The sequence below is a fragment of the Streptomyces sp. NPDC056503 genome (genome assembly GCF_042794995.1).
Taxonomy (GTDB): Bacteria; Actinomycetota; Actinomycetes; order Streptomycetales; family Streptomycetaceae; genus Streptomyces.
In genome coordinates, this window is record NZ_JBHTST010000019.1 from 27010 (window position 1) to 48675 (window position 21666).

Here is a 21666-nt window from a genome sequence, read left to right on the forward strand (position 1 = left end):
GGCGACCACCGGCCGCTCCCGCCCGCTCGCGGGGGCCGGCCGCCTCGGCCGGCGGGAACACCGGCGGCACGCGCGTGTTGGAACCGTCATGAGCACTCTGCCCCCGGGTTTCCGCCTCTCGGTCCTCGACCGCTCCCGCACGCGCGAGGGCGAGTCGCCGTCCCGGGCCCTGCGCGACACCGTCCGGCTCGCCCGCGAGGCGGAGGCCCTCGGCTACCACCGGTTCTGGGTCTCCGAGCACCACGGCGTGCCCGGGGTCGCCGGTTCGGCGCCGACGGTGCTCGCCGCCGCCGTCGCCGCCGCCACCTCGGCCATCCGGGTGGGCACCGGAGGAGTGATGCTGCCCAACCACCGGCCCATGGTGGTGGCCGAACAGTTCGGCGTCCTGGCCTCGCTGTTCCCGGACCGGATCGACATGGGCCTCGGCCGCTCGCTGGGCTTCACCGACGGGGTGCGGCGCGCCCTCGGCCACGAGAAGGACGAGGCCGAGTCCTTCCCGGAGCGGATCGAGGAGCTGCTCGGCTGGTTCACCGGCACCCAGACGGCCCATCCCGGCGTCCACGCCCGCCCGGCCGAGGGCCTGCGGGTGCCGCCCTTCGTGCTGGCGACGGGCGAGGGCGCCCGCATCGCGGCGGAGGCGGGGCTGCCGCTGGTCGTCGGGGACCTGCGGCACCGCGCGCGGCTGCTCGCCGCCGTCGACGCGTACCGCTCCGCCTTCCGCCCCTCCGCCTGGGCGTCGGAGCCGTACGTCGTCGTCTCCGGCACGGCCGCCGTCGCCCCGACCGAGGAGGAGGCGCGCCGACTGCTCGTCCCGGAGGCCTGGGGGATGGCCCACTCCCGCACGCGGGGCGACTTCCCGCCGCTGGCGCCGCCCGAGCGGATCGAGGGGCTCCCGATGACGGACCGCCAGCGCGGCCTGTACGAGGAGGGGCTCACCGGCCATCTGTACGGCACCGGGGAGCAGGTGGCCGCCGGGCTCGCGGACGCCGTGCGGGAGACCGGGGCGGACGAGGTCCTGGTCACGACGAGCACCTACGACCGCGAGGCGCTGCTCGCCTCGTACCGGGGGCTGGCCCGGGCGGCGGGGCTCGCGCCCCGGACCGGCCGGGGAGCCGATACCGTCCCGGAAACTGATATTGGATAAAATCTCCGAATGCTGGATCCAGTCCCCGCCCATGACCCGTACGTCCGTGTCCGCGGCGCCCGCGAGCACAACCTTCGGGCCGTGGACGTCGACATCCCCCGCGACACCCTCACCGTCTTCACGGGGGTCTCCGGCTCCGGGAAGTCCTCGCTCGCCTTCGGGACGGTCTACGCGGAGGCGCAGCGCCGCTACTTCGAGTCCGTCGCGCCCTACGCCCGCCGGCTCATCCACCAGGTGGGCGCCCCGAAGGTCGGGGAGATCACCGGACTGCCCCCGGCGGTCTCCCTCGAACAGCGCCGCGCGGCGCCGAGCGCCCGCTCCTCCGTCGGCACGGTCACCACCCTGTCGAACTCGCTGCGGATGCTCTACTCCCGCGCCGGCGACTACCCGGCCGGGGCGCCCCGGCTGGACTCCGACGCCTTCTCCCCCAACACGGCGGCCGGCGCCTGCCCGTCCTGCCACGGCCTGGGCCGGATCCACGAGACCAGCGAGGAACTCCTCGTCCCCGACCCCGGCCTGTCGATCCGGGAGGGAGCCGTCGCGTCCTGGCCCGGCGCCTGGCAGGGCAAGAACCTGCGGGACGTCCTCGCCGCGCTCGGCCACGACGTCGACCGGCCGTGGCGCGAGCTGGACCCGAAGGACCGGGAGTGGATCCTCTTCACCGACGAGCAGCCGGTCGTCACCGTGCACCCCGTCCGGGAGGCGGGCCGGATCCAGCGCCCGTACCAGGGCACGTACACCGGCGCCCGCCGGCTCGTCCTGCGCACCTACTCCGAGTCGAAGAGCCCCGCGCTGCGCGCCAAGGCGGAACGCTTCCTCACCAGCGCGCCGTGCCCGGTGTGCGGCGGGAGCCGGCTGCGCCCGGAGGCCCTGGCCGTCACCTTCGCCGGCCGGACCATCGCCGGGCTGGCGGCGCTGCCGCTGACGGCCCTGGCCGAGGTGCTGGCCCCGTCCACCGCGCCCGGCGGCCCGGAGACCGCCCGCGTCCTCGCCGAGGACCTGCTCGGCCGGATCGCCACCGTCACCGAACTCGGCCTCGGCTACCTCTCCCTGGACCGCACCACCCCCACCCTCTCCAACGGCGAACTCCAGCGGCTGCGGCTCGCCACCCAGCTCCGCGCCGGCCTCTTCGGCGTCGTGTACGTGCTCGACGAGCCCTCCGCCGGCCTGCACCCGGCCGACACCGAGGCCCTGCTGGTGGTCCTCGACCGGCTGAAGGCGGCCGGCAACAGCGTCTTCGTCGTCGAGCACCACCTCGACGTGGTCCGGCACGCCGACTGGCTCGTCGACGTCGGCCCGCACGCCGGCGAGCACGGCGGCCGCGTCCTGCACAGCGGTCCGCCCGAACTCCTCGCGCACGTGGAGGAGTCGGCCACCCGCCGCTTCCTCTTCGACCGGTCCCCGGTACCCGAGCGGCCCGCCCTCGTCCCCGAACGGTGGCTGCGCACGGGACCCGTCACCCGGCACAACCTGCGCGGGGTCGACGCCGCCTTCCCCCGGGGCGCCCTCACCGCCGTCACCGGCGTCTCGGGCTCCGGGAAGTCCACCCTCGTCGGGGCGCTCACCGAGGAGGCCGAGGGCGTCGGAAGGCTGGTGACGGTCGATCAGAAGCCGATCGGCCGCACTCCGCGCTCCAACCTGGCCACCTACACCGGCCTCTTCGACGTGGTGCGCAAGCTGTTCGCGGAGACCGAGGAGGCCAGGTCCCGCGGCTACAAGGTCGGACGCTTCTCCTTCAACGTGCCGGGCGGGCGGTGCGAGACCTGCCAGGGCGAGGGGTTCGTCTCGGTGGAGCTGCTCTTCCTGCCGAGCACGTACGCACCCTGCCCCGACTGCCACGGCGCCCGCTACGCCCCCGAGACCCTCCAGGTGCGGCTGCGCGGTCTGACGATCGCCGAAGTCCTGGACCTGACCGTGGAGTCGGCGGCGGCCTTCTTCGCGGAGGTCCCGGCGGCCGCCCGCAGCCTGACCACCCTCCTCGACGTCGGCCTCGGCTATCTGCGGCTCGGCCAGCCCGCCACCGAGCTCTCGGGCGGCGAGGCCCAGCGCGTCAAGCTCGCCTCCGAACTCCAGCGCCCCCGCCGTGCCCACACCCTGTACGTCCTCGACGAGCCGACCACCGGTCTGCACCCGGCCGATGTCGAGGTCCTGGTGAGCCAGTTGCGCGGCCTGGTGGACGGCGGCCACACCGTGGTGGTCGTCGAGCACGACATGGACGTGGCGGCCGGCGCGGACTGGGTGATCGACCTCGGTCCGGGCGGCGGCGAGGCCGGCGGCCGCATCGTCGCCGAGGGACCTCCGTCCCGGGTGGCGCGGTCGGCGACGAGCCGCACCGCGCCGTACCTGGCTCGGGCCATGGGGCCGGCAGGCCGGGACTAGAGAGCCCGGCTGCGCCGCAGCGGACCGCGCCCCGCCGTGCGAGGGGCGGTGGCGGCGGGGCCGGGCGACTCCTTCGTCCGCGCCGCGCGGGCGACGACGACGAGCAGTACCCCGCAGGCGGCGACCAGCATCCAGCCCGGGCGGGACGCGTGCGCGAGTTCCGCCGGAGCGGCGGTCGCGACCAGCCCGCCGGCGATGCCGAGGGCGGAGCCGAGTTGGCGCGCGGTGGAGGTGATCGCGCCGGCCACGCCGGCCCGGTCGGGCGGCAGGCCGTCGACGGCGGTGTGGGTGATCGGGGCGTTGGCGAAGCCGATCCCGATGCCGATGAGCGCGTAGGAGACCAGGAGCAGCGGCACGCTCGTGTCGGGGTCGAGCCGCACCAGGCAGAGCCCGCCGGCCGTGAGGAAGCCGCCGGCGAGCAGCAGCGGGAGCCGGGCTCCGGTGCGGCCGACCAGGCGTCCGGCCCACGGGGCGCAGACGGTCGCGCCGACGGCCAGGGGCAGGGTCGCGGCGCCGGCCGCCAGCGGCGTCCAGCCCCGGGTGTGCTGGAGGTAGAGGGTGTTGAGCAGCAGTGCCGCGCTCAGCGCGACGAAGACCGCCACCGCGCCCACGACGGCGCCGGTGAAGGCCGGGCGCGTGAAGAGCCGCAGATCCATCAGCGGCTCGGCGCGGCGGGACTCGACGCGGACGAACCCGGCGGTCGCCGCCGCGGCCACCGCGTATCCCGCGAGGGCGGCGGGCGAGGTCCAGCCGACGCGCGGCCCCTCGATGAGGACGCCGACCACGACGGCGAGGGCCAGGGTCAGCAGCAGCTGGCCGGGCAGGTCGAGCCGGCGCGCCCGCCCCGCCCGGGACTCGGGCACGAACACCGCGCTGAGCAGCAGGGCGGCGGCGATGACGGGCGCGTTGATCCAGAACAGCGCCCGCCAGTCGAGCCCGGCGAGCAGCGCCCCTCCCGTGAGGGGTCCGGCGGCCGTGCTCAGTCCGAAGACCGACGCCCAGACGCCGATCGCCCGCGCCCGTTCCCTCGGATCCGGCATGGCGTTCACCACGATCGCGAGCGCCACGGGGCTGAGCATCGACGCCCCGACGCCCTGGAGGGCGCGGGCCGCGACGAGGACGCCCGCCGACGGGGCGAGGGCGCAGGCCAGCGAGGCCACGCCGAAGACGGCGAGGCCGCACTGGAAGACCCGGCGCCGTCCGAAGCGGTCGGCCAGCGCGCCGGACGTGATCAGGAGGGAGGCGAGGACGAGGGTGTACGCGTCCACGATCCATTCGAGACCGCGGGTGGGGACGTCCAGGCCCCGGCCGATGGCCGGCAGCCCCACGTTGACGATGGTGGTGTCCAGGCCCACCAGGAACATGCTCAGACAGCAGACGGCCAGGACCGTCCAGCGTCTGCGCGCGGTGAGCGGGGGTGGCACGGGGTGGGGGGTCACGGTCACGGTCTGCCTCCGAGGGGCCGGGGAACGGGCCCCGTCAGGGTCGACCCTGACGGGGCCCTCTGCCCATCGGATGTGCGGAAACGGCAAAACCGGATCCAGAACACGGGATCCAACGGCCGGTATCCGGCCGGACGTTCCCGGCTAGCCGGTCCGGCCGGTGGTGGAGCCGAAACCGAGCCAGGTGTGGCGGTTGTTCCACCAGCACCACCCGACCTTCGGCGCGCCCTTGCGCTCCTTGCCGTCGCGTCCGGTGCCGTTGCTGATCCAGATGGCCGGAGTGCGGGCGTCGAAGGATCCGTTGGGCTTGCGGAGGCGCGAACCGATCGTCATGAAGCACTTGTTGCGCTCCAGGACCTCGGGGCGCTGGAGCAGCCAGTGGATGCCCTCGCTGAGGAGCAGCGGCGTGCGACCGGCGTCGGTGAGCGCCGGAAGGGCCTCCTCGGGGCTCCAGTTGGACATGTGGTCGCCGCGGTCCAGGCCTTCGACCGTGTAGAACGGCTGGTCGGGGAGGTCGACGCCCTGCGGGGTGAAGGCGTCGGCGTCGGCCATGTCGACCACCACGAAGCCGGACTTGTCCGCGAGCCGCAGCAGCGGCGCGAGGACGGAGGCGGGCGCTCGGTCGGGGTGGACGGCGAGCAGGGCTCCCGGCCGGGCGTCGGCGGCGGCCTTCTCCGCGAAGGCGCGCAGCTCGCCGGCGTCGACGCCGGTGAGGGCGGGCACTCCCCGCTCGATCAGGCGCTCGGCCTGGTCGGTGAGCGGGGGCAGCGGGAACGGGGCGCGGAAGGCGTCGGCGGTCGGCGTGGGGACGGGCGCGTCGGGCAAAGTACTCCTCGGTCGGATCTGCGGGGGCCCGGGGAGAACGGCCCGGGCCGGCGCTTTGTTCCCGGCGGCCGGAGGACTTCCCGCCTCACCTCACGTCGTCCCGCCCCACCCGCGGATCCCCACCTGCGGATCCCCACCCCGCCCCGCCCCGCCTCACCTCACCTTGCGCCGGGCCCGCAGCCACTCCTTGTTCATGGCCGCGATCGAGGGCAGCGGGATGCCCTTGGGGCAGGCGGTGGCGCACTCGCCGGTGAGGGTGCAGCCGCCGAAGCCCTCGGCGTCCATCTGGGCGACCATGTCGAGGACCCGGGTCTCGCGTTCCGGGGCGCCCTGCGGCAGCACGTTCAGATGGTTGATCTTGGCGGAGGTGAAGAGCATCGCCGAGCCGTTCGGGCAGGCCGCCACGCAGGCGCCGCAGCCGATGCACTCGGCGTGCTCGAAGGCGAGGTCCGCGTCCGCCTTCGGGACGGCGGTCGCGTGGGCCTCGGGCGCGGAGCCGGTGGGAGCGGTGACGTAGCCGCCGGCCTGGATGATCCGGTCGAAGGCCGTGCGGTCGACGACGAGGTCCTTGACGACCGGGAAGGCGGAGGCGCGCCAGGGCTCGACGTCGATGGTGTCGCCGTCGTGGAAGGAGCGCATGTGGAGCTGGCAGGTGGTGGTGCGCTCGGGCCCGTGGGCGTCGCCGTCGATGACGAGGCTGCACGCGCCGCAGATGCCCTCGCGGCAGTCGTGGTCGAAGGCGACGGGGTCCTCGCCGCGCAGGATGAGGTCCTCGTTGAGGGTGTCGAGCATCTCCAGGAAGGACATGTCGGGGGAGACGCCGTCCACCTCGTAGGTGATCATGGCGCCCTCGGCGCCGGAGTTCCTCTGGCGCCAGACGCGCAGGTTGAGCTTCATGCGTAGCTCCGCTGGGTGGGGTGGACGTACTCGAAGACGAGGTCCTCCTTGTGGAGGACGGGGGCGGCGCCGGTGAACTCCCAGGCGGCGGCGTACGAGAACTCCTCGTCGCGGCGGGCGGCCTCGCCGTCCGGGGTCTGGGACTCCTCGCGGAAGTGGCCGCCGCAGGACTCCGCGCGGTTCAGGGCGTCGAGACACATCAGTTCGGCGAGTTCGAGGTAGTCGACGATCCGGTTGGCCTTCTCCAGCGACTGGTTGAACTCCTCGCCGGTGCCGGGGACCTTGACGCGGCGCCAGAACTCCTCGCGGATCTCGGGGATCCGGCGCAGCGCCGTGCGCAGCCCTTCCTCGGTGCGGGCCATGCCGCAGAACTCCCACATGACCTCGCCGAGTTCGCGGTGGAAGGAGTCGGGGGTGCGGTCGCCGTCGACGGAGAGGAGGAGGTTCAGCCGGTCCTCGGTCTCGGCCAGCGCCTCGCGGACGGCGGGGTGTTCGTCGGTGACGGGCTCGGAGCCGGGGTGCCGGGCGAGGTAGTCGTTGATGGTGGCGGGCAGGACGAAGTAGCCGTCGGCGAGGCCCTGCATGAGGGCGGAGGCGCCGAGCCGGTTGGCGCCGTGGTCGGAGAAGTTGGCCTCGCCGATCGCGAACAGGCCGGGCACGGTGGTCTGGAGGTCGTAGTCGACCCAGAGTCCGCCCATCGTGTAGTGGACGGCCGGATAGATCCGCATGGGGACCTCGTACGGGTTCTCCGCCGTGATCCGCTCGTACATGTCGAAGAGGTTGCCGTACCTGGCCTCGACGGCAGCGCGCCCCATCCGGGCGATGGCGTCGGCGAAGTCCAGGTAGACGCCCTGGCCGCCGGGGCCCACGCCCCTGCCCTCGTCGCAGACGTTCTTCGCGGCGCGGGAGGCGATGTCACGGGGGACGAGGTTGCCGAAGGAGGGGTAGATCCGCTCCAGGTAGTAGTCGCGCTCGTCCTCGGGGATCTCGGCGGCGGGGCGGGTGTCGCCCTTCGCCTTCGGCACCCAGATGCGGCCGTCGTTGCGGAGCGACTCGCTCATCAGGGTCAGCTTCGACTGGTGGTCGCCGGTGCGCGGGATGCAGGTGGGGTGGATCTGGGTGAAGCAGGGGTTGGCGAAGTACGCGCCGCGCCGGTGGGCCCGCCAGACGGCGGTGGCGTTGGAGTTCATCGCGTTGGTGGAGAGGTAGAAGACGTTTCCGTAGCCGCCGCTGGCGAGGACGACGGCGTCGGCGTGGTGGGTGGTGATCTCCCCGGTGATCAGGTCGCGGGCGACGATGCCGCGGGCCCGGCCGTCGACCACGATCAGGTCCAGCATCTCCGTCCGGGCGTGCATCTCGACGTTGCCGGCGGCGATCTGCCGGGAGAGCGCCTGGTAGGCGCCGAGGAGGAGCTGCTGACCGGTCTGGCCGCGGGCGTAGAAGGTGCGGGAGACCTGCACGCCGCCGAAGGAGCGGGTGTCGAGGAGGCCGCCGTACTCGCGGGCGAAGGGGACGCCTTGGGCGACGCACTGGTCGATGATCTCGACGGAGACCTGGGCGAGGCGGTGGACGTTGGACTCGCGGGCGCGGAAGTCGCCGCCCTTGACGGTGTCGTAGAAGAGGCGGTGGACGGAGTCGCCGTCGTTGCGGTAGTTCTTCGCGGCGTTGATGCCGCCCTGGGCGGCGATCGAGTGGGCGCGGCGCGGCGAGTCCTGGAAGCAGAACTGGACGACGTGGTAGCCCTGTTCGGCGAGGGTGGCGCCGGCGGAGCCGCCGGCGAGGCCGGTGCCGACGACGATGATCCGGTGCTTGCGCCGGTTGGCGGGGTTGACCAGCTTCGCCTCGAAGCGGCGGGTGTCCCACCGCTCGGCGATGGGTCCGGCCGGCGCCTTGCTGTCGGCGATCGGTTCGCCGGTGCGGAAGTCGAGGTAGCTCATGGTCAGTTCACCACTCCGGTCATGACGCCGACGGGGACGGCGATGAAGCCCGCGGTCAGGACGAGCGCGAGGAGGTTCGCCAGGGCGCGCAGGACGCGCTCGCGCCGGGCGTTGCCGACGCCGAGGGTCTGGGCGGCGCTCCAGAAGCCGTGCCGGACGTGGAGGCCGACGGCGAGCATGGCGACGATGTAGATCGTGTTGCCGTACCAGGTGGAGAAGGTGTCGATGACGTTCTGGTAGGGCTTGCCGTCCTCGAAGCCGCCGGGGTGCGCGGTCCCGGTGGTGAGGTCGAGGACGTGCCAGACGATGAAGAGGCCGAGGACGATCCCGCCCCAGCGCATGGTGCGGGTGGCGTAGGAGGAGCCCTTGCGCTTGCGGGCGTACGGGGTGGGGCGCGCCCTGATGTCGCGCCGGCTGAGCTGGTACGCGGAGACGGCGTGCGCGCCGACGGCGGCGAGGAGCACGATCCGGGCGATCCACAGCCCCCACTCGTGGTGCAGGACGGGGGCGCCCATCACGCGCAGCCAGTGCGCGTAGCCGTTGAACTCCTCGGGGCCGAAGAAGACCTTGAGGTTGCCGGCCACGTGCGCGACGAGATAGGCGAGCATGATCAGGCCGCTCACGGCCATCACGGTCTTCTTGCCGATGGTCGACGACCAGAAGCCGCGGGACGGGGTGCGGGACGGTGGGCGGGCGGGGGCCGAGCCCTTCGGGGCCGCCGTCTCCTTGCTGGGTGCCAGAGCCATGGAGTCGACGCTAGGGCCGAAAGGCCCGAGAGGTCCAAGACATGGTCCGGCTGATATCCATAGGCTGAAGCTATGACTTTGGCCTAGGGTGGGATCCATGCAGTTCCAGCAGCTCCTCTACTTCGTGGCCGTCGCCGAGACCCGCCACTTCACCCGGGCCGCCGAACGCGTCCACGTCTCGCAGCCGTCCCTCTCCCAGCAGATCAAGGCGCTGGAGCAGGAACTGGGCGCGGAACTGTTCAGCCGGGCCCGGGGCAACATCGCGCTCACCGACGCCGGCGAGGCCCTCCTCCCGCTGGCCCGGCGGATCCTCGCCGACACCGAGACCGCCCGCCGCGAGGTCCAGGAGCTGGCCCAGCTCAAGCGCGGCCGGGTGCGTCTGGGCGCCACCCCCAGCCTCTGCACCGGCCTCCTCCCCGACGTCCTGCGCGCCTTCCACGACCTGCACCCGGGCATCGAGCTGCTGATCGAGGAGGGCGGCTCGCACGACCTGGTGCGGGAGCTGGCCCGCGGCTCGCTCGACCTGGCGCTCGTCGTGCTGCCGCTGCCCTCCCCGTCACCGGCGCTGACCACGGTGGAGCTGCTGCGCGAGGACCTGGTGGTGGTCTCCTCGGCCTCCGCGCCGCCGCCGCGCCGGCCGGTGCGGATCACCGATCTGCGCGACCAGCCGCTCGTGATGTTCCGGCACGGCTACGACCTGCGGGAACTGACCGTGGGAGCCTGCCGGGCGGCCGGCTTCGAGCCGACGTTCACCGTCGAGGGCGGCGAGCTGGACGCGGTCCTCGGTTTCGTGCGGGCCGGGCTCGGACTCGCCGTCGTCCCGGCCATGGTCGCCGCCCGCGCCGGCCGCGACCTGCGCGTCACCGCGCTCGCCCGGCCCGGGCTGCGCCGCACGATCGCCCTGGCCCACCGCAGCGACGTCGCCCCGCCGCGCGCCGCGCGCGAGCTCCAGAAGCTGCTGATGGCCACGCGGCGCGGGAAGCCGGGTCCGGACGCCCCGTAGGGGAGGCCTCAGGGCTCGATGAGCCCCGCGCGGATCGCGTACCGGGTCAGTTCGAGGCGGTCGCGCAGGCCGAGCTTCTGGAGGATGTTGGCGCGGTGCCGCTCCACCGTCTTCGGGCTGATGAAGAGCAGGTCGCCGATCTCCTTCGAGGTGTGTCCCTCGGCGACCAGCTTCAGGATCTCCTCCTCCCGCTCGGTGACCGGCCGCTCGGGCAGCCCGGCGCCGGAGCGCGCCCGGTCCAGATAGCTGCGGATCAGCGCGGTCTCGGCGCCCGGGTAGATGAACGGTTCGTCGCGCAGCGCCGCCCGGCAGGCCTCGACCAGGTCCCGGTCGGCGACGGACTTCGGCACGTACCCGTTGGCGCCGGCCCGGAGCGCCTCGAAGAAGTACTCCTCGTTGTCGTACATGGTCAGCATCAGGATCCGCAGCCCGGGCCGCAGCCGGGCGAGTTCGCGCGCCGCCTGGAGCCCGGTCATCCGGGGCATCGCGATGTCCAGGACGGCCAGGTCGAGCCCGTCGTCCCCCCGCGCGGCGAGCACCGCCTCGGCCCCGTCCCCCGCTTCCGCGACCACCTCCAGGTCCGGCTCCCCGTCGAGGATGAGCCGCACCCCGCGCCGGACCAGGGCGTGGTCGTCGACGAGGAGGATCCGGGCGGGCGGGCGTACGGGGGAGGTCATCGCTCGTGTCCAGAGGTCGGGGGCGGGGCCGGAGCCGGAGCCGGGGTGGGGGTCGGGGTGGGGGTCGGGGCCGGAGCCGGGGTGGGGGTCGGGGTGGGGGTGGGGCTCTGGGGCGGGGGCTGTGCCGGGGCCTGGACCGGAACCGGCAGGCGTACGGGTTCGGGCACGGACTCGGGCTCGGCTACGGCTACGGCTACGGGTACGGGCACGGGCTCGGCTACGGACACGGACTCAGGCACGGACACGGACTCAGGCACGGGCTCGGCTACGGGCACGGGCCCACGCGCGCGTGCCGGGACCGTCGCCGGTTCCGCCGCCCTCCGCGCCGGCAGGTCGAGGCGTACCTCCGTGCCCCTCCCCTCCCCCGGCCCCACCCGCAGTTCGGCGCCGACGAGCAGCGCGCGCTCACGCATGCCGCCGATGCCGGCGCCCTCCTCGGCGCCGGCCGCGCCCCGGCCGTCGTCGCGGACGAGGAGGCGGGTGCCGCCGCCCGGGGCCGGGCCGAGGCGGAGCTCGACGTGCCCTGCGCCCGAGTGGCGGGCCGCGTTGGTGAGGCCCTCCTGGGCGACCCGGTAGACGACGAGTTCCGTCGCGGGATCCAGCGGTTCCGCGCCGGGCGCGAGGTGCGTGGTCACCCGGAGCCGGGGGGTGGAGAGTTCACCGGCGAGGGAGCGGAGCGCGCTGTGCAGGCCCAGCTCCTCCAGGACTCCGGGCCGCAACCGGCGGGCGATCCGGCGGATCTCCTCCAGGCCCGCGCGGGTGGTCTCCTGCGCCTGCCGCAGGTCCTCGCGGAGTTCCGCCGGGGCGTGGTCGGCGGTGTGCTTGAGCTGGAGGAGGACGGCGGTGAGGGTCTGGCCCACCTCGTCGTGGAGTTCGCGGGCGATCCGCTGCCGCTCCGCCTCCTGCGCGGTGAGGACGCGGCCGCTGCTGGTGGCCCGCTCGGTCTCCAGCCGGTCGAGCATGGCGTTGAAGGCGGCGGTCAGGTCGGCGATCTCGCCGCGGCCGGTGACCTCGGCCCTGGTGCCCGGCTTGAGGAGGTCGGCCGTCGCCATGGCGCGGCCGAGCCGCCCGAGCGGGCCGAGGCCGACGCGCAGCAGCGCCGCGTTGAGGACGAGCATGAGCACGAGGCCGCAGACCACGACGACCGCCTCGCCGAGGAGCACCGGGGTGGAGACGGTGACGGGCCCCAGGAGGAGTCCGGCGGCCAGGACGAGGACGGCCGCGTTGAGGAGGAAGATCCGTCCGTACAGTGACACCGTCCCGCTCTCTCCCTGACTCCGCCGGACCCCGCCGGACCGTGCTGACCTGCGAAGAGCCTACGTCCCCGGCCCATCGTCAGGGTCTGCCGGGCCCCTGTCCATCCGTGCCGGCACCCATGTGCGAAGGCCCCCGGACGTGACAGCATGTTCCGGCCGCGGCCCCGGAACTCCCGCCCGTGCGGAGGGGCGCCGGCCTCCTCGCCGCGTGCCCCCACGCAAGAGACGATCACGAGGAGTCCGGGCCGTGCCCACTTCACGGATGAGCTCGACGCCGCTGCCCGGCATCGGCGTCCAGTACGACCTCATCACCCGCGAACACCGGCACCTGTCGGTGATCGCCCACCGCGACGGCACCCGTACGGTCAACGTCTACCGGAGCGACGACCCCGACGCCTGTCTGCAGTCGCTGCACCTGACCGCCGGGGAGTCGACCGCGTTCGTGGACGCGCTGATGCCCGCCCACCACAGCCCGAACCTGCTCCACACCACCGAGCTGGGCCTGGTGGCCGAACGCATCGAGCTGTCGTCGACCTCCCACTGGAACGGCCGCACCCTCGGCGAGACCCGGATGCGCACGGAGACCGGCGTCTCGATCGTCGCCGTCCTGCGCCGCGCCGACGCCGTCCCGTCCCCCGGCCCCGGCTTCCGCCTCGCGGGCGGGGACACCCTCATCGTCATCGGCACCCACGAGGGTGTCGACGCCGCCGCCACTATTCTGGGAAGGGAGTGATCGGTGCATTCGTCCGCCGTCTTCCTCATCGAGTTCGGAGCGATCATCCTCGGTCTCGGCCTGTTGGGCCGGATGGCCGGGCGGCTGAAGTTCTCGCCCATACCCCTGTACCTCCTGGCCGGTCTCGCCTTCGGCGAGGGCGGGCTGCTGCCGTTGGGGGCGAGCGAGGAGTTCGTCGCCATCGGCGCGGAGATCGGGGTCATCCTGCTGCTCCTGATGCTCGGTCTGGAGTACACGGCGACCGATCTGGTCACCAACCTGAAGACCCAGTACCCGGCCGGGCTCGTCGACGGGGCGCTGAACGCGCTGCCGGGCGCGGCGATGGCGCTGCTGCTCGGCTGGGGGCCGGTCGCGGCGGTGGTGCTGGCCGGGGTCACGTGGATCTCGTCGTCCGGGGTCATCGCGAAGGTCCTCGGGGACCTGGGCCGGCTCGGCAACCGCGAGACTCCGGTGGTGCTGAGCATCCTGGTCCTGGAGGACCTGGCGATGGCGGTGTACCTGCCGATCGTGACCGCGCTGCTCGCCGGGGCCGGGCTCGCGGCCGGCAGCGCGACGCTCGCGATCGCGCTGGGCGTCGCCGGGCTCGTGCTGTTCGTGGCCGTGCGGTACGGGCGGGTGATCTCGCGGTTCGTGTCGAGCGACGACCCGGAGAAGCTGCTCCTGGTGGTGCTCGGGCTGACCCTGCTCGTCGCCGGGATCGCGCAGCAGCTCCAGGTCTCCGCGGCCGTCGGCGCCTTCCTCGTCGGCATCGCGCTCTCCGGTGAGGTCGCGGAGGGCGCGCACAACCTGCTGAGCCCGCTGCGGGACCTGTTCGCCGCCGTCTTCTTCGTCTTCTTCGGCCTGCACACGGACCCCGCCAGCATCCCGCCGGTGCTGCTGCCCGCGCTGGCCCTCGCCGTCGTCACCGCCGGGACGAAGATCGCCACCGGCTACTGGGCGGCGCGCCGCAACGGCATCTCCGCGAAGGGCTCCTGGCGGGCCGGCGGGACGCTGGTGGCGCGCGGCGAGTTCTCCATCGTGATCGCGGGGCTCGCCGTCTCCGCCGGGATCGAGCCCTCGCTGGGCCCGCTGGCGACCGCGTACGTCCTCATCCTGGTCGTCGTCGGCCCGCTGACGGCCCGCTACACGGAACCGGTGGCCACCTGGGTGACGGGCCGGCGCGACCGCGTCCCGGTCGACCCGGGGCCCGCGGAGGAGCGGCTGCCGCTGCCCGAGCCCGTCCGTCACGAGCACTGAGCGGAGACCGGAGAGCGCCATGGGGGAGGAACGGCGGATCACCGCGCCGGAGGCGGCCATGCTCGTCCTCGGGGACGACGCGCTCGCGCACCGGCTCGCCGCGGAGCTGGCCGAGGTGTACCGGCGGGAGGTCGTCCTCGTCGCCCCCGGACCCGGCACCGACGAGCCGGGGATCCGGTACGCGGAGGGGGCGGCGCCCGACGAACGGACGCTGATCCGGGCGGGGTTACGGGGCGCCGAGGCGCTGGCGCTGCTGTACGAGGACGACGAGGTCAACATGCGGGCGGCGTTCCTGGCGCGCCGGCTCGCGCCCGGCGTCCGGCTGGTGCTGCGGATGTACAACCGCAACCTCGGCCACCGGATGGCCGAGCTGCTCGACCGCGCGGGCGAGCAGCTGACGGCCGCCGGGCCGGGCCCGGGTCCCGTCCCGCGCGACGCCTCGACCATCGTGCTCTCCGACGCGGACACCGCGGCGCCCGCGCTCGCGGCCACGGCCGTCGCCGGGACGCGGAAGGTGGTGCAGGCCGACGGGCTGCTGCTGCGGGCGGCCGAGCGGATGCCCGAGGGGCCGGGCGCGCTGGCCGAGCCCGGCCTGGCGACGCTGGCCCTGCTCTCGTCCACCAGCGCCGACCCGGCCGGCGCGGACGGCTCCGACCGCAGCGGGGGTCTCGCGCCCCGGCTGCTGCCGGACGACGCCGAGGTGCGGGCGGCGGCCGGGCGCGGCGCGGTCGTCCTGGAGGCGATCGGCCGGGAACCGGCGCTCCCCCGCCGCCGCGAGAGCCGTGGCGCCTCGCCGCGGGGGCTGCTCTCGCCGCGGCTGCGCCGAGCGCTCGCCGGCGTCGTCGCGGGCGTCACCGCGCTCACGGTCGCCGCCATCCTCACCACCGACGAGCACCCGCTGCGCGCCGCCTACCTGACGCTCCTCGACCTCTTCGCGATCGGCGATCCGGCGGTCGGCGAGCCGACGGCCCGTCAGGTCCTGCAGCTGCTGGCCGGGTTGCTCGGCCTCGCCCTGCTGCCGCTGCTGATCGCGGGCGCCCTGGAGGCGCTGGGCGCGTACCGCAGCGCGGCCGCGCTCCGCCGCCCGCCGCGCGGCCTCGACGACCACGTGGTGCTGCTGGGCCTCGGCCGGATCGGGACGCGGGTGCTGGTGCGCCTGCGCGACCTCGGGGTGCCGGTGGTGTGCGTGGAGGAGGATCCGGAGGCGCGCGGCATCCCGTACGCCCGGCGGCTGCGCGTCCCCGTCGTCCTCGGCGACGTCACCCAGGAGGGCGTCCTGGAGGCGGCGAAGGCACATCGCGCCCACGCCCTGCTCGCCCTGACCAGCTCGGACACGACCAACCTGGAGGCGGTGCTCGCGGCCCGTACCCTGGCACCCGAGCTGCCGGTCGCCCTCCGCCTCTACGACGACGACTTCGCCACCACCGTCTACCGCACCCTGCGCGCGGCCCATCCGGACGCCCTCACCCGCAGCCGCAGCGTCTCGACGCTGTCGGCGCCCGCCTTCGCGGCGGCGATGATGGGACGTCAGATCCTGGGTGCCATACCGGTGGAGCGCCGCGTCCTGCTCTTCGCCGCGGTCGAGGTCGCCGGCCAGCCGCGCCTGGAGGGGCGCACGGTGACGGAGGCCTTCCGGCCCGGCGCCTGGCGCGTCCTGGCGCTCGACACGAGCACCGGCGAGGACGACGACCCGCCGGCGCTCCTGTGGGAGCTGCATCCGGGGTACGTGCTCCGCCCCGGGGACCGCGTGGTGGTCGCGGCCACCCGGTCCGGACTGCCGGAGCTCCTGGGAGGGGCACGGACACCCGCTCCGGCACCGACTCCGGCACCGGGTTCGGTGCCGCCGCGGGAGGCCGGCCGGCCCGGCTGACCGGGGCCGGGACGCCCGAAATCCGCGTGCGGAGCGGTCGGACGGGCTGCGAGCATCACGGGATGGACCACGCTCTCGAACGCCTGCTCGTCCGGCACACCCTCCGGCTGGCCGCCCCCTCCGGTCCCGCCGGGGAGGGCTCCGCCGCCGCCCTGCGGTTCGACGCCGCGCTGCGGACGGCGGGCTTCGCCCTGTCCTCCCCGCTGCTGAGGGAGCTGTCCGGACGGTCCGCCGAGACCGTCGTCGAGCTGGCCCGGTGGGCGCTGGAGGCGGTCCGCCAGCGGGTCGGCGACCACGTCCGGCACAACACGTACTTCCTCGACTTCCCGGCCAACGTCCCCGGGACGGCGGAGTTCTGGCTGTGGTGCGTGCGGCAGTCGCTCGACGGCCCCGGGGCCCGGGAGGCGGTCGAGGCGGGGCTGAGCACCGGGGTCCTGGACCTGCTGACGCTGCCCGCCTACGGCCGCTACCAGCACACGTACGAGGAACTGCTGGCCGCACACGAGGAGTTGACCCCCGCGAGCGGGGACCGGCTCACCGTCCTGCACCTCGGCGGCCCCTTCGAGGAGGAGCTGGGCACCCTGTACCGGTCCCTGGCGGGGGCCGTGACGCCGCTGGGCGAGGAGCACCTGGCCGATCTGGCGGTGCTCGCCGCGCACTGCGCGGACGGGCCGCAGCCGGCGGAGATCCCGATCCGGGAGAACCGGGCGGTGGTCAACGCGGCCCGGCTGCGGGCCGGCGCCGTGCCGCTGCTCGACACCGTCACGGACGTACTGCGGCTGGCCTGCGCGCTGTCGGACGGGGACGTGACACTGCGGGAGCGGACCCGCTTCCGCTCCCCGTCCCGGCCGCTGCGGCGCGTGCTGCTCGCGGGCCTCGACGCCGTGGTGGCGGCGGCTCCGGAGAAGCTGGCGGACGTCGGACGGCACCGCGAGGCGTGGAAGCGGCTCGGGGAGCGGCTCCATCCGCACGAGTACCCGGCGTGGCCGCACGCGGCCGAGGTGTTCGCGGTGGCCCGGGGGGAGCTGCGGGCGCCGTCCCTGGACTCCCGGGTGGAGGCGCTGCTCGCCGACGGTGACGTGCCGGGGGCGGCGGCGCTGCTGGCGGCGGCCGCGCCCGGGCGGCTCTTCCGGGCGCTGGACCGGCTGCTGCGCTCCGCGGCGGACGAGGCCGGGCGGGAGGCCGTGCTGGCGGCGGCGGAGCGCGTCGCGCCGCGCGTGGCGGGCCGCGTGGTGCTGTCGGTGCGCGAGCACCTGCAGAACCGGCACGACGCGTCGGGCGCGGCCCGGCGCCTGTTCGTGAACCGGGACGGCAGCGCGTGGGTGACGGCGGACACCCGCCGCGACCTGCCGAGGGACGTCCAGCGGCGGCTGCTCGCGCTGCTCGACGGGGAGACCCGTCGGCGGCTTCCCGCGACCGGGCGCCTGCTGGTGGACCCCGGGATCCTGGACGTGGCGCTCCCGCTCGGCGGGCGGGCCTCGTCAGGGGGGTTCGGGGTGCTGCCGCGCGGCTCGGTCTCGCCGGTCGACGGTGAGCTGCTGCGGTTCTTCATGTACTGGAAGGAGGCCCGGCGCACCACGGACCTGGACCTGTCCGCGCTGCTCCTCGACGAGGGGTACGCGACGATCTCCTGGCTGTCGTACACGGAGCTGTCCACGGTGGAGGGCCGGCACTCCGGGGACGTGACCGAGGCCCCGGACGGCGCCTCGGAGTTCATCGAGCTGCGGCTCGGCGCGGTGCGCGGCGCGTTCGTGGTCCCGCACGTGCACGTGTACGCGGGCGAGAACTTCGAGGAGACGGCCGAGTCCTTCTTCGGGTACATGCTCCGCGAGGGGGAACAGGGCGGCCGTCCCTTCGAGCCGCGCACGGTCCGGATGAAGTCCGAGCTGCGCGGGCCGGGGCGGGTGGCGCTGCCGGTGGCCTTCCGGCGGGACGCCGGGGGGCGGTGGCACGCGCACTGGCTCCACCTGTGCCTGCGGGGCACGCCGTCGGCCAACCGGGTCGAGGACCACCGGGTCTCGATGGCGCTCCTGCTGCGCGGCGCGGTGGAGCGCGATCCGGTGACGGTACGTCACCTCGTGGACCTCATGCGGGAGTCGGGGGCCGAGGTGGCGGAGTGGTCCGGTGGCGCGGTGCCGGCGGAGCCGGTGACGTACCTGGGCCTGGCCCTGCCCGAGGGGCTGGCCCCGGGCTCCCGGGTGGTGACGCCGGAAAACCTGCGCGACCTGGTCCCCGCCTGAGTGCTACGGTCGGTTCGGGGCGAGGCCATGAAGGGGCTTCCTTCTCATACTCCTGATGACATAGCCCCTTCGCCTTCCTCGCCCCCTCGGCTTCACCGGTGCGGGCCCGGTCCTCAGGAGGACCGGGCCCGCACGCGTGTGCGCTCACACCGCGTCGGCCAGCACCAGGGAGTGGATGCGGTCGGGGGCGCCGGGGCGGGCGTAGTACCAGCCCTGGGCGGTGTCGCAGCCCAGTTCGCGGAGGCGCTCGGCCTGGGCCGCGGTCTCCACGCCCTCGACGGTGACGGCGAGTTCGAGGCTGTGGGCGAGGGAGACGATGCCTTCGACGATCTTCAGGTCGACCGGGTCCACCGGGTGCTGCTGCATGCCCCGGGTGAAGGAGCGGTCGAGCTTGAGGACGCTGACCGGCAGGCGGCGCAGGTTGGCCAGGTTGGAGTAGCCGGTGCCGAAGTCGTCGAGGGCGATGTCGACGCCCATCTCGGCGAGCTGGCGCAGCGGTTTGAGGAGGTCCTCGTCGGCGCCGATCAGGGCGGACTCGGTGACCTCCAGGCAGAGCGCGCCCGGTTCGAGGCCGGCGCGTTCCAGGACGTCGACGGTCTCGGCGACCAGCCGGGGGTGGTGGAGCTGGGTCGGCGAGAGGTTGACGTTGACGCGCAGCGGGGGGCCGGCGACCGGGTCGTCGAGCTGCCAGGAGCGCGCCTGGCGGACGGCCTCCTGGAGGACCCAGCGGCCCAGCGGCACGATCAGCCCGGTGTCCTCGGCGAGCGGGATGAAGCGGTCGGGGCCGAGGACGCCGTGCTGGGGGTGGCTCCAGCGGACGAGGGCCTCGGCGCCGTGGACGCTGCCGTCGTCGAGGTGGACGAGCGGCTGGTACTCGATGAAGAACTCGCCGCGTTCCAGCGCGGTCGGCAGGGCGGTGGTGAGGCCGTGCCGGGTGATGGCGCGGGCGTCGGCCTCGGGGTCGGCGCGCTCGAAGCGGTTGCCGCCCGCGGACTTGGCCCGGTACATGGTGATGTCGGCGCTGCGCAGGACCTCGGCGGCGGTGCGTTCGCCCGCCGGTCCCTCGACGACGCCGAGGCTGCCGCGCACGGCCAGTTCGCGTCCGTCGACGCCGACGGGGGTGGAGAGGGCGGCGAGGATGCGGTCGGCGAGGGCGACCGCGTCCCGTTCGCCGTCGGTGCCGGTGGTGAGGGCGACGAACTCGTCCCCGCCGAGCCGGGCGACCATCTCGCCGGGGCCGGTGGCGCAGGCCTGGAGCCGGTCGGCGACCTCGACGAGGAGCCGGTCGCCGACGGAGTGGCCGAGGCTGTCGTTGATGGCCTTGAAGCCGTCGAGGTCGAGGTAGCAGAGGCCGAAGCGGGCGTCGTCGCCGGCCGTGGCGGGGGCGAGGGCCTTCTCCAGGCGCTCGAAGAAGAGCGTCCGGTTGGGCAGCCCGGTGAGGGCGTCGTGGGTGGCCTCGTACCGCAGGCGCAGGTGGAGCAGGCGCCGTTCGGTGATGTCCTCCATGAGCGCCAGCTGGTACTGGGGGCGGCCCTCGGCGTCGCGGAGGAGGGAGACGGTGAGGTTGGTCCACAGGACGGTGCCGTCGCCGCGGTAGTACGGCTTCTCCACCCGGTACTGCTCGCGCTCGCCGCGCACCAGTTCCTCGTAGAGCCGCCAGACGTGCGGGCCGTCCTCGGGGTGGACCCACTCGCTGACGTTGCGGCTGCGGACGTGGGACTCGACGCCGCCGAACATGCGGGTCATCGTGTCGTTGATCTCGACGATCCGGCCGTCGAGGTCGGCGATGCCGATGCCGATGGCGGCGCCGTCGAAGACGGCCCGGAAGCGGCTCTCGGTGGCGTGCAGGGCGATCTCGGCGGCGCTGCGGGCGGAGAGCGCGGAGCGGGCGATGGCCTCCTGCTCGACGCGGGTGCGCTCGCGCAGGGCCTGGGCGTAGCCGGTGGCCATGGCGTGCTGGAGGCGGGCGCAGCGGGCCCGCAGTTCCTCGGCGGCGAACTCGGGGTCCGTACCGCAGTAGAGGACGAGGTACGAGTCGACCACGCCGAGGCTGCGGCCGAGGGCGTCCGGGTCGGTGCAGTGGGCGTCGACCAGGCCGGCGCCGGCCCGCTGGGCGGGGGCGGTGTCGAAGGGCCGGGCGAGCAGCGCGTCGCACAGCAGGCGGGCGAGCGGGAGGAGATGGCCCTCGAACTCGGCGCGGGTGAGGGAGGTGGCGGTCACCGGGAAGATGGCCCGGCTCCAGATGGTGACGAACCGCCTGAGTCTGTTCTCCGGGCCGTCGGCTTCCTCGGCGCTACCGGACGGCTGCGACGGCACCTTCACGCCTTGCGCCCCACACCTGCGAACCCGGAGAAGGCGTACGGATCCTCCTCCTCGACCGGGTTGTCCGGCCGCCAGAGGGGCATCGAGACCAGGCCGGGCTCGACGGACTCGGTGCCGTCGAAGAAGCGGGCGATCTCGTCCCGGGAGCGCATCACCAGGGGGCTGCGGGTGCTGCGGTAGACGTCGACGGTGCCGCTGGCCCGCTCCTGGTCCACGGGGATGCCCTCGTACGAGGCGTGGGTGACGACCAGGAGGCTGCCGGGGGCGAGCGCGTCGAGGAGTTCGGCGACGGCCTCGTGGGGGCGGTCGGCGTCCTCCAGGAAGTGCAGGACGGCGACGAGGAGCAGGGCGACCGGCCGGTCGAGGTCGAGCACTCCGGTGACCTCGGGGCTGTGGAGGATGTCGGCCGGCTTGCGGAGGTCGGCGGGGACGACGACGGCTCCCTCCACGCCCTCCAGGACGGCCCGGCTGTGGGCGACCGCGACGGGGTCGTGGTCGACGTAGACGATCCTCGCGGCGGGGTCGGCGGCCTGGGCGACCTCGTGCACGTTGCCGAAGGTGGGTATGCCGGAGCCGATGTCGAGGAACTGGGTGACGTCGTTGTCAACGGCGAAGCGGACGGCGCGGCGCATGAACGCCCGGTTCGCCTGCATGATCTTCGGAAGGCCCGGCAGGAACTCCATGGCCTTGCGGGCCGCTTCCCGGTCCACCTCGAAATTGTGCGAGCCGCCCAGATAGAAGTCGTACATACGGGACACGCTCGGTACCGAGATGTCGATACCCGGCGGAGCCCAGGCGGGACGCTCCATCAATGTCTCCAACAAGTCGCCATGGGGGATGCGGCCCGGTGTTCGCGGCCGTGTTCGAGGTGAGGCTACTGATCGCCCGCCGAGAGAGCGAGTAGAAACGGAAATTCGCGGTCCGTTCTTGGTCACACGCCTTTGGCACGTGCGTTCGGA

15 protein-coding genes and 1 pseudogene are annotated in these 21666 nt (G+C 74.2%); 7 read left to right on the forward strand and 9 right to left on the reverse strand.

Annotated features, from left to right (window positions below; genetic code table 11):
- The first annotated feature begins 88 nt into the window (after positions 1-88).
- The gene (locus tag ACFQ8C_RS08275) at positions 89-1144 is read left to right on the forward strand and encodes an LLM class flavin-dependent oxidoreductase (RefSeq protein ID WP_383453502.1); all 1056 of its coding nucleotides are present in this window, start codon (positions 89-91) and stop codon (positions 1142-1144) included.
- Positions 1145-1153: 9 nt separating this feature from the next.
- Positions 1154-3523, forward strand: a complete 2370-nt coding sequence (locus ACFQ8C_RS08280; protein ID WP_383453504.1) for an ATP-binding cassette domain-containing protein — start codon at positions 1154-1156, stop codon at positions 3521-3523.
- Here the strand turns inward: ACFQ8C_RS08280 and ACFQ8C_RS08285 are convergent.
- The 5 genes from ACFQ8C_RS08285 to ACFQ8C_RS08305 form a co-directional block, all read right to left on the reverse strand.
- Complete coding sequence (locus tag ACFQ8C_RS08285) at positions 3520-4968, reverse strand: MFS transporter (protein ID WP_383453505.1); 1449 nt, start codon at positions 4966-4968, stop codon at positions 3520-3522. The genes ACFQ8C_RS08280 and ACFQ8C_RS08285 overlap by 4 nt on opposite strands.
- A gap of 141 nt (positions 4969-5109) precedes the next feature.
- Positions 5110-5790, reverse strand: a complete 681-nt coding sequence (locus tag ACFQ8C_RS08290) for a DUF5701 family protein (RefSeq protein ID WP_383453507.1) — start codon at positions 5788-5790, stop codon at positions 5110-5112.
- 153 nt (positions 5791-5943) lie between these two features.
- On the reverse strand, positions 5944-6687 hold the full coding sequence (locus tag ACFQ8C_RS08295) for a succinate dehydrogenase/fumarate reductase iron-sulfur subunit (protein ID WP_383453509.1): 744 nt from the start codon (positions 6685-6687) through the stop codon (positions 5944-5946).
- Complete coding sequence (locus ACFQ8C_RS08300) at positions 6684-8624, reverse strand: fumarate reductase/succinate dehydrogenase flavoprotein subunit (RefSeq protein ID WP_383453511.1); 1941 nt, start codon at positions 8622-8624, stop codon at positions 6684-6686. The genes ACFQ8C_RS08295 and ACFQ8C_RS08300 overlap by 4 nt, the downstream gene beginning before the upstream one ends.
- A 2-nt stretch (positions 8625-8626) precedes the next feature.
- Positions 8627-9253: a succinate dehydrogenase gene (locus ACFQ8C_RS08305; RefSeq protein ID WP_383453577.1), complete on the reverse strand. Its 627-nt coding sequence runs from the start codon at positions 9251-9253 to the stop codon at positions 8627-8629.
- 214 nt (positions 9254-9467) lie between these two features.
- Here ACFQ8C_RS08305 and ACFQ8C_RS08310 point away from each other — a divergent pair, with 214 nt between their 5' ends.
- Positions 9468-10373, forward strand: a complete 906-nt coding sequence (locus tag ACFQ8C_RS08310) for a LysR family transcriptional regulator (protein WP_383453513.1) — start codon at positions 9468-9470, stop codon at positions 10371-10373.
- 8 nt (positions 10374-10381) lie between these two features.
- Here ACFQ8C_RS08310 and ACFQ8C_RS08315 read toward each other — a convergent pair whose 3' ends face one another.
- Both ACFQ8C_RS08315 and ACFQ8C_RS08320 read right to left on the reverse strand, forming a co-directional pair.
- Complete coding sequence (locus ACFQ8C_RS08315) at positions 10382-11050, reverse strand: response regulator (RefSeq protein WP_383453515.1); 669 nt, start codon at positions 11048-11050, stop codon at positions 10382-10384.
- Positions 11051-11337: 287 nt separating this feature from the next.
- Positions 11338-12306, reverse strand: a pseudogene (locus ACFQ8C_RS08320) (HAMP domain-containing sensor histidine kinase); the annotation flags it as partial.
- A gap of 262 nt (positions 12307-12568) precedes the next feature.
- On the opposite strand from ACFQ8C_RS08320, the gene ACFQ8C_RS08325 reads away from it, so the two are divergent.
- The 4 genes from ACFQ8C_RS08325 (at position 12569) to ACFQ8C_RS08340 (ending at position 18385) form a co-directional block, all read left to right on the forward strand.
- A complete protein-coding gene (locus tag ACFQ8C_RS08325; RefSeq protein ID WP_383453579.1) occupies positions 12569-13039 on the forward strand; it encodes a cation:proton antiporter regulatory subunit in 471 nt (156 codons plus the stop codon).
- A gap of 3 nt (positions 13040-13042) precedes the next feature.
- Positions 13043-14275 (forward strand): cation:proton antiporter, encoded by a 1233-nt coding sequence (locus tag ACFQ8C_RS08330; RefSeq protein WP_383453517.1) that lies wholly within the window; start codon positions 13043-13045, stop codon positions 14273-14275.
- Positions 14276-14294: 19 nt separating this feature from the next.
- Positions 14295-16145, forward strand: coding sequence for an NAD-binding protein (locus ACFQ8C_RS08335; protein WP_383453518.1), 1851 nt, complete (start codon positions 14295-14297; stop codon positions 16143-16145).
- A gap of 62 nt (positions 16146-16207) precedes the next feature.
- On the forward strand, positions 16208-18385 hold the full coding sequence (locus tag ACFQ8C_RS08340) for a hypothetical protein (RefSeq protein WP_383453520.1): 2178 nt from the start codon (positions 16208-16210) through the stop codon (positions 18383-18385).
- A 144-nt stretch (positions 18386-18529) separates the two neighbouring features.
- Here the strand turns inward: ACFQ8C_RS08340 and ACFQ8C_RS08345 are convergent, their stop codons facing one another.
- Positions 18530-20707 (reverse strand): putative bifunctional diguanylate cyclase/phosphodiesterase, encoded by a 2178-nt coding sequence (locus ACFQ8C_RS08345; protein WP_383453522.1) that lies wholly within the window; start codon positions 20705-20707, stop codon positions 18530-18532.
- Positions 20704-21516 carry an SAM-dependent methyltransferase gene (locus ACFQ8C_RS08350; RefSeq protein ID WP_383453524.1) on the reverse strand — a complete coding sequence of 271 codons (813 nt, stop codon included), beginning with the start codon at positions 21514-21516 and terminating at the stop codon, positions 20704-20706. Before ACFQ8C_RS08350 ends, ACFQ8C_RS08345 begins: the two co-directional genes overlap by 4 nt.
- Positions 21517-21666: the final 150 nt, after the last annotated feature.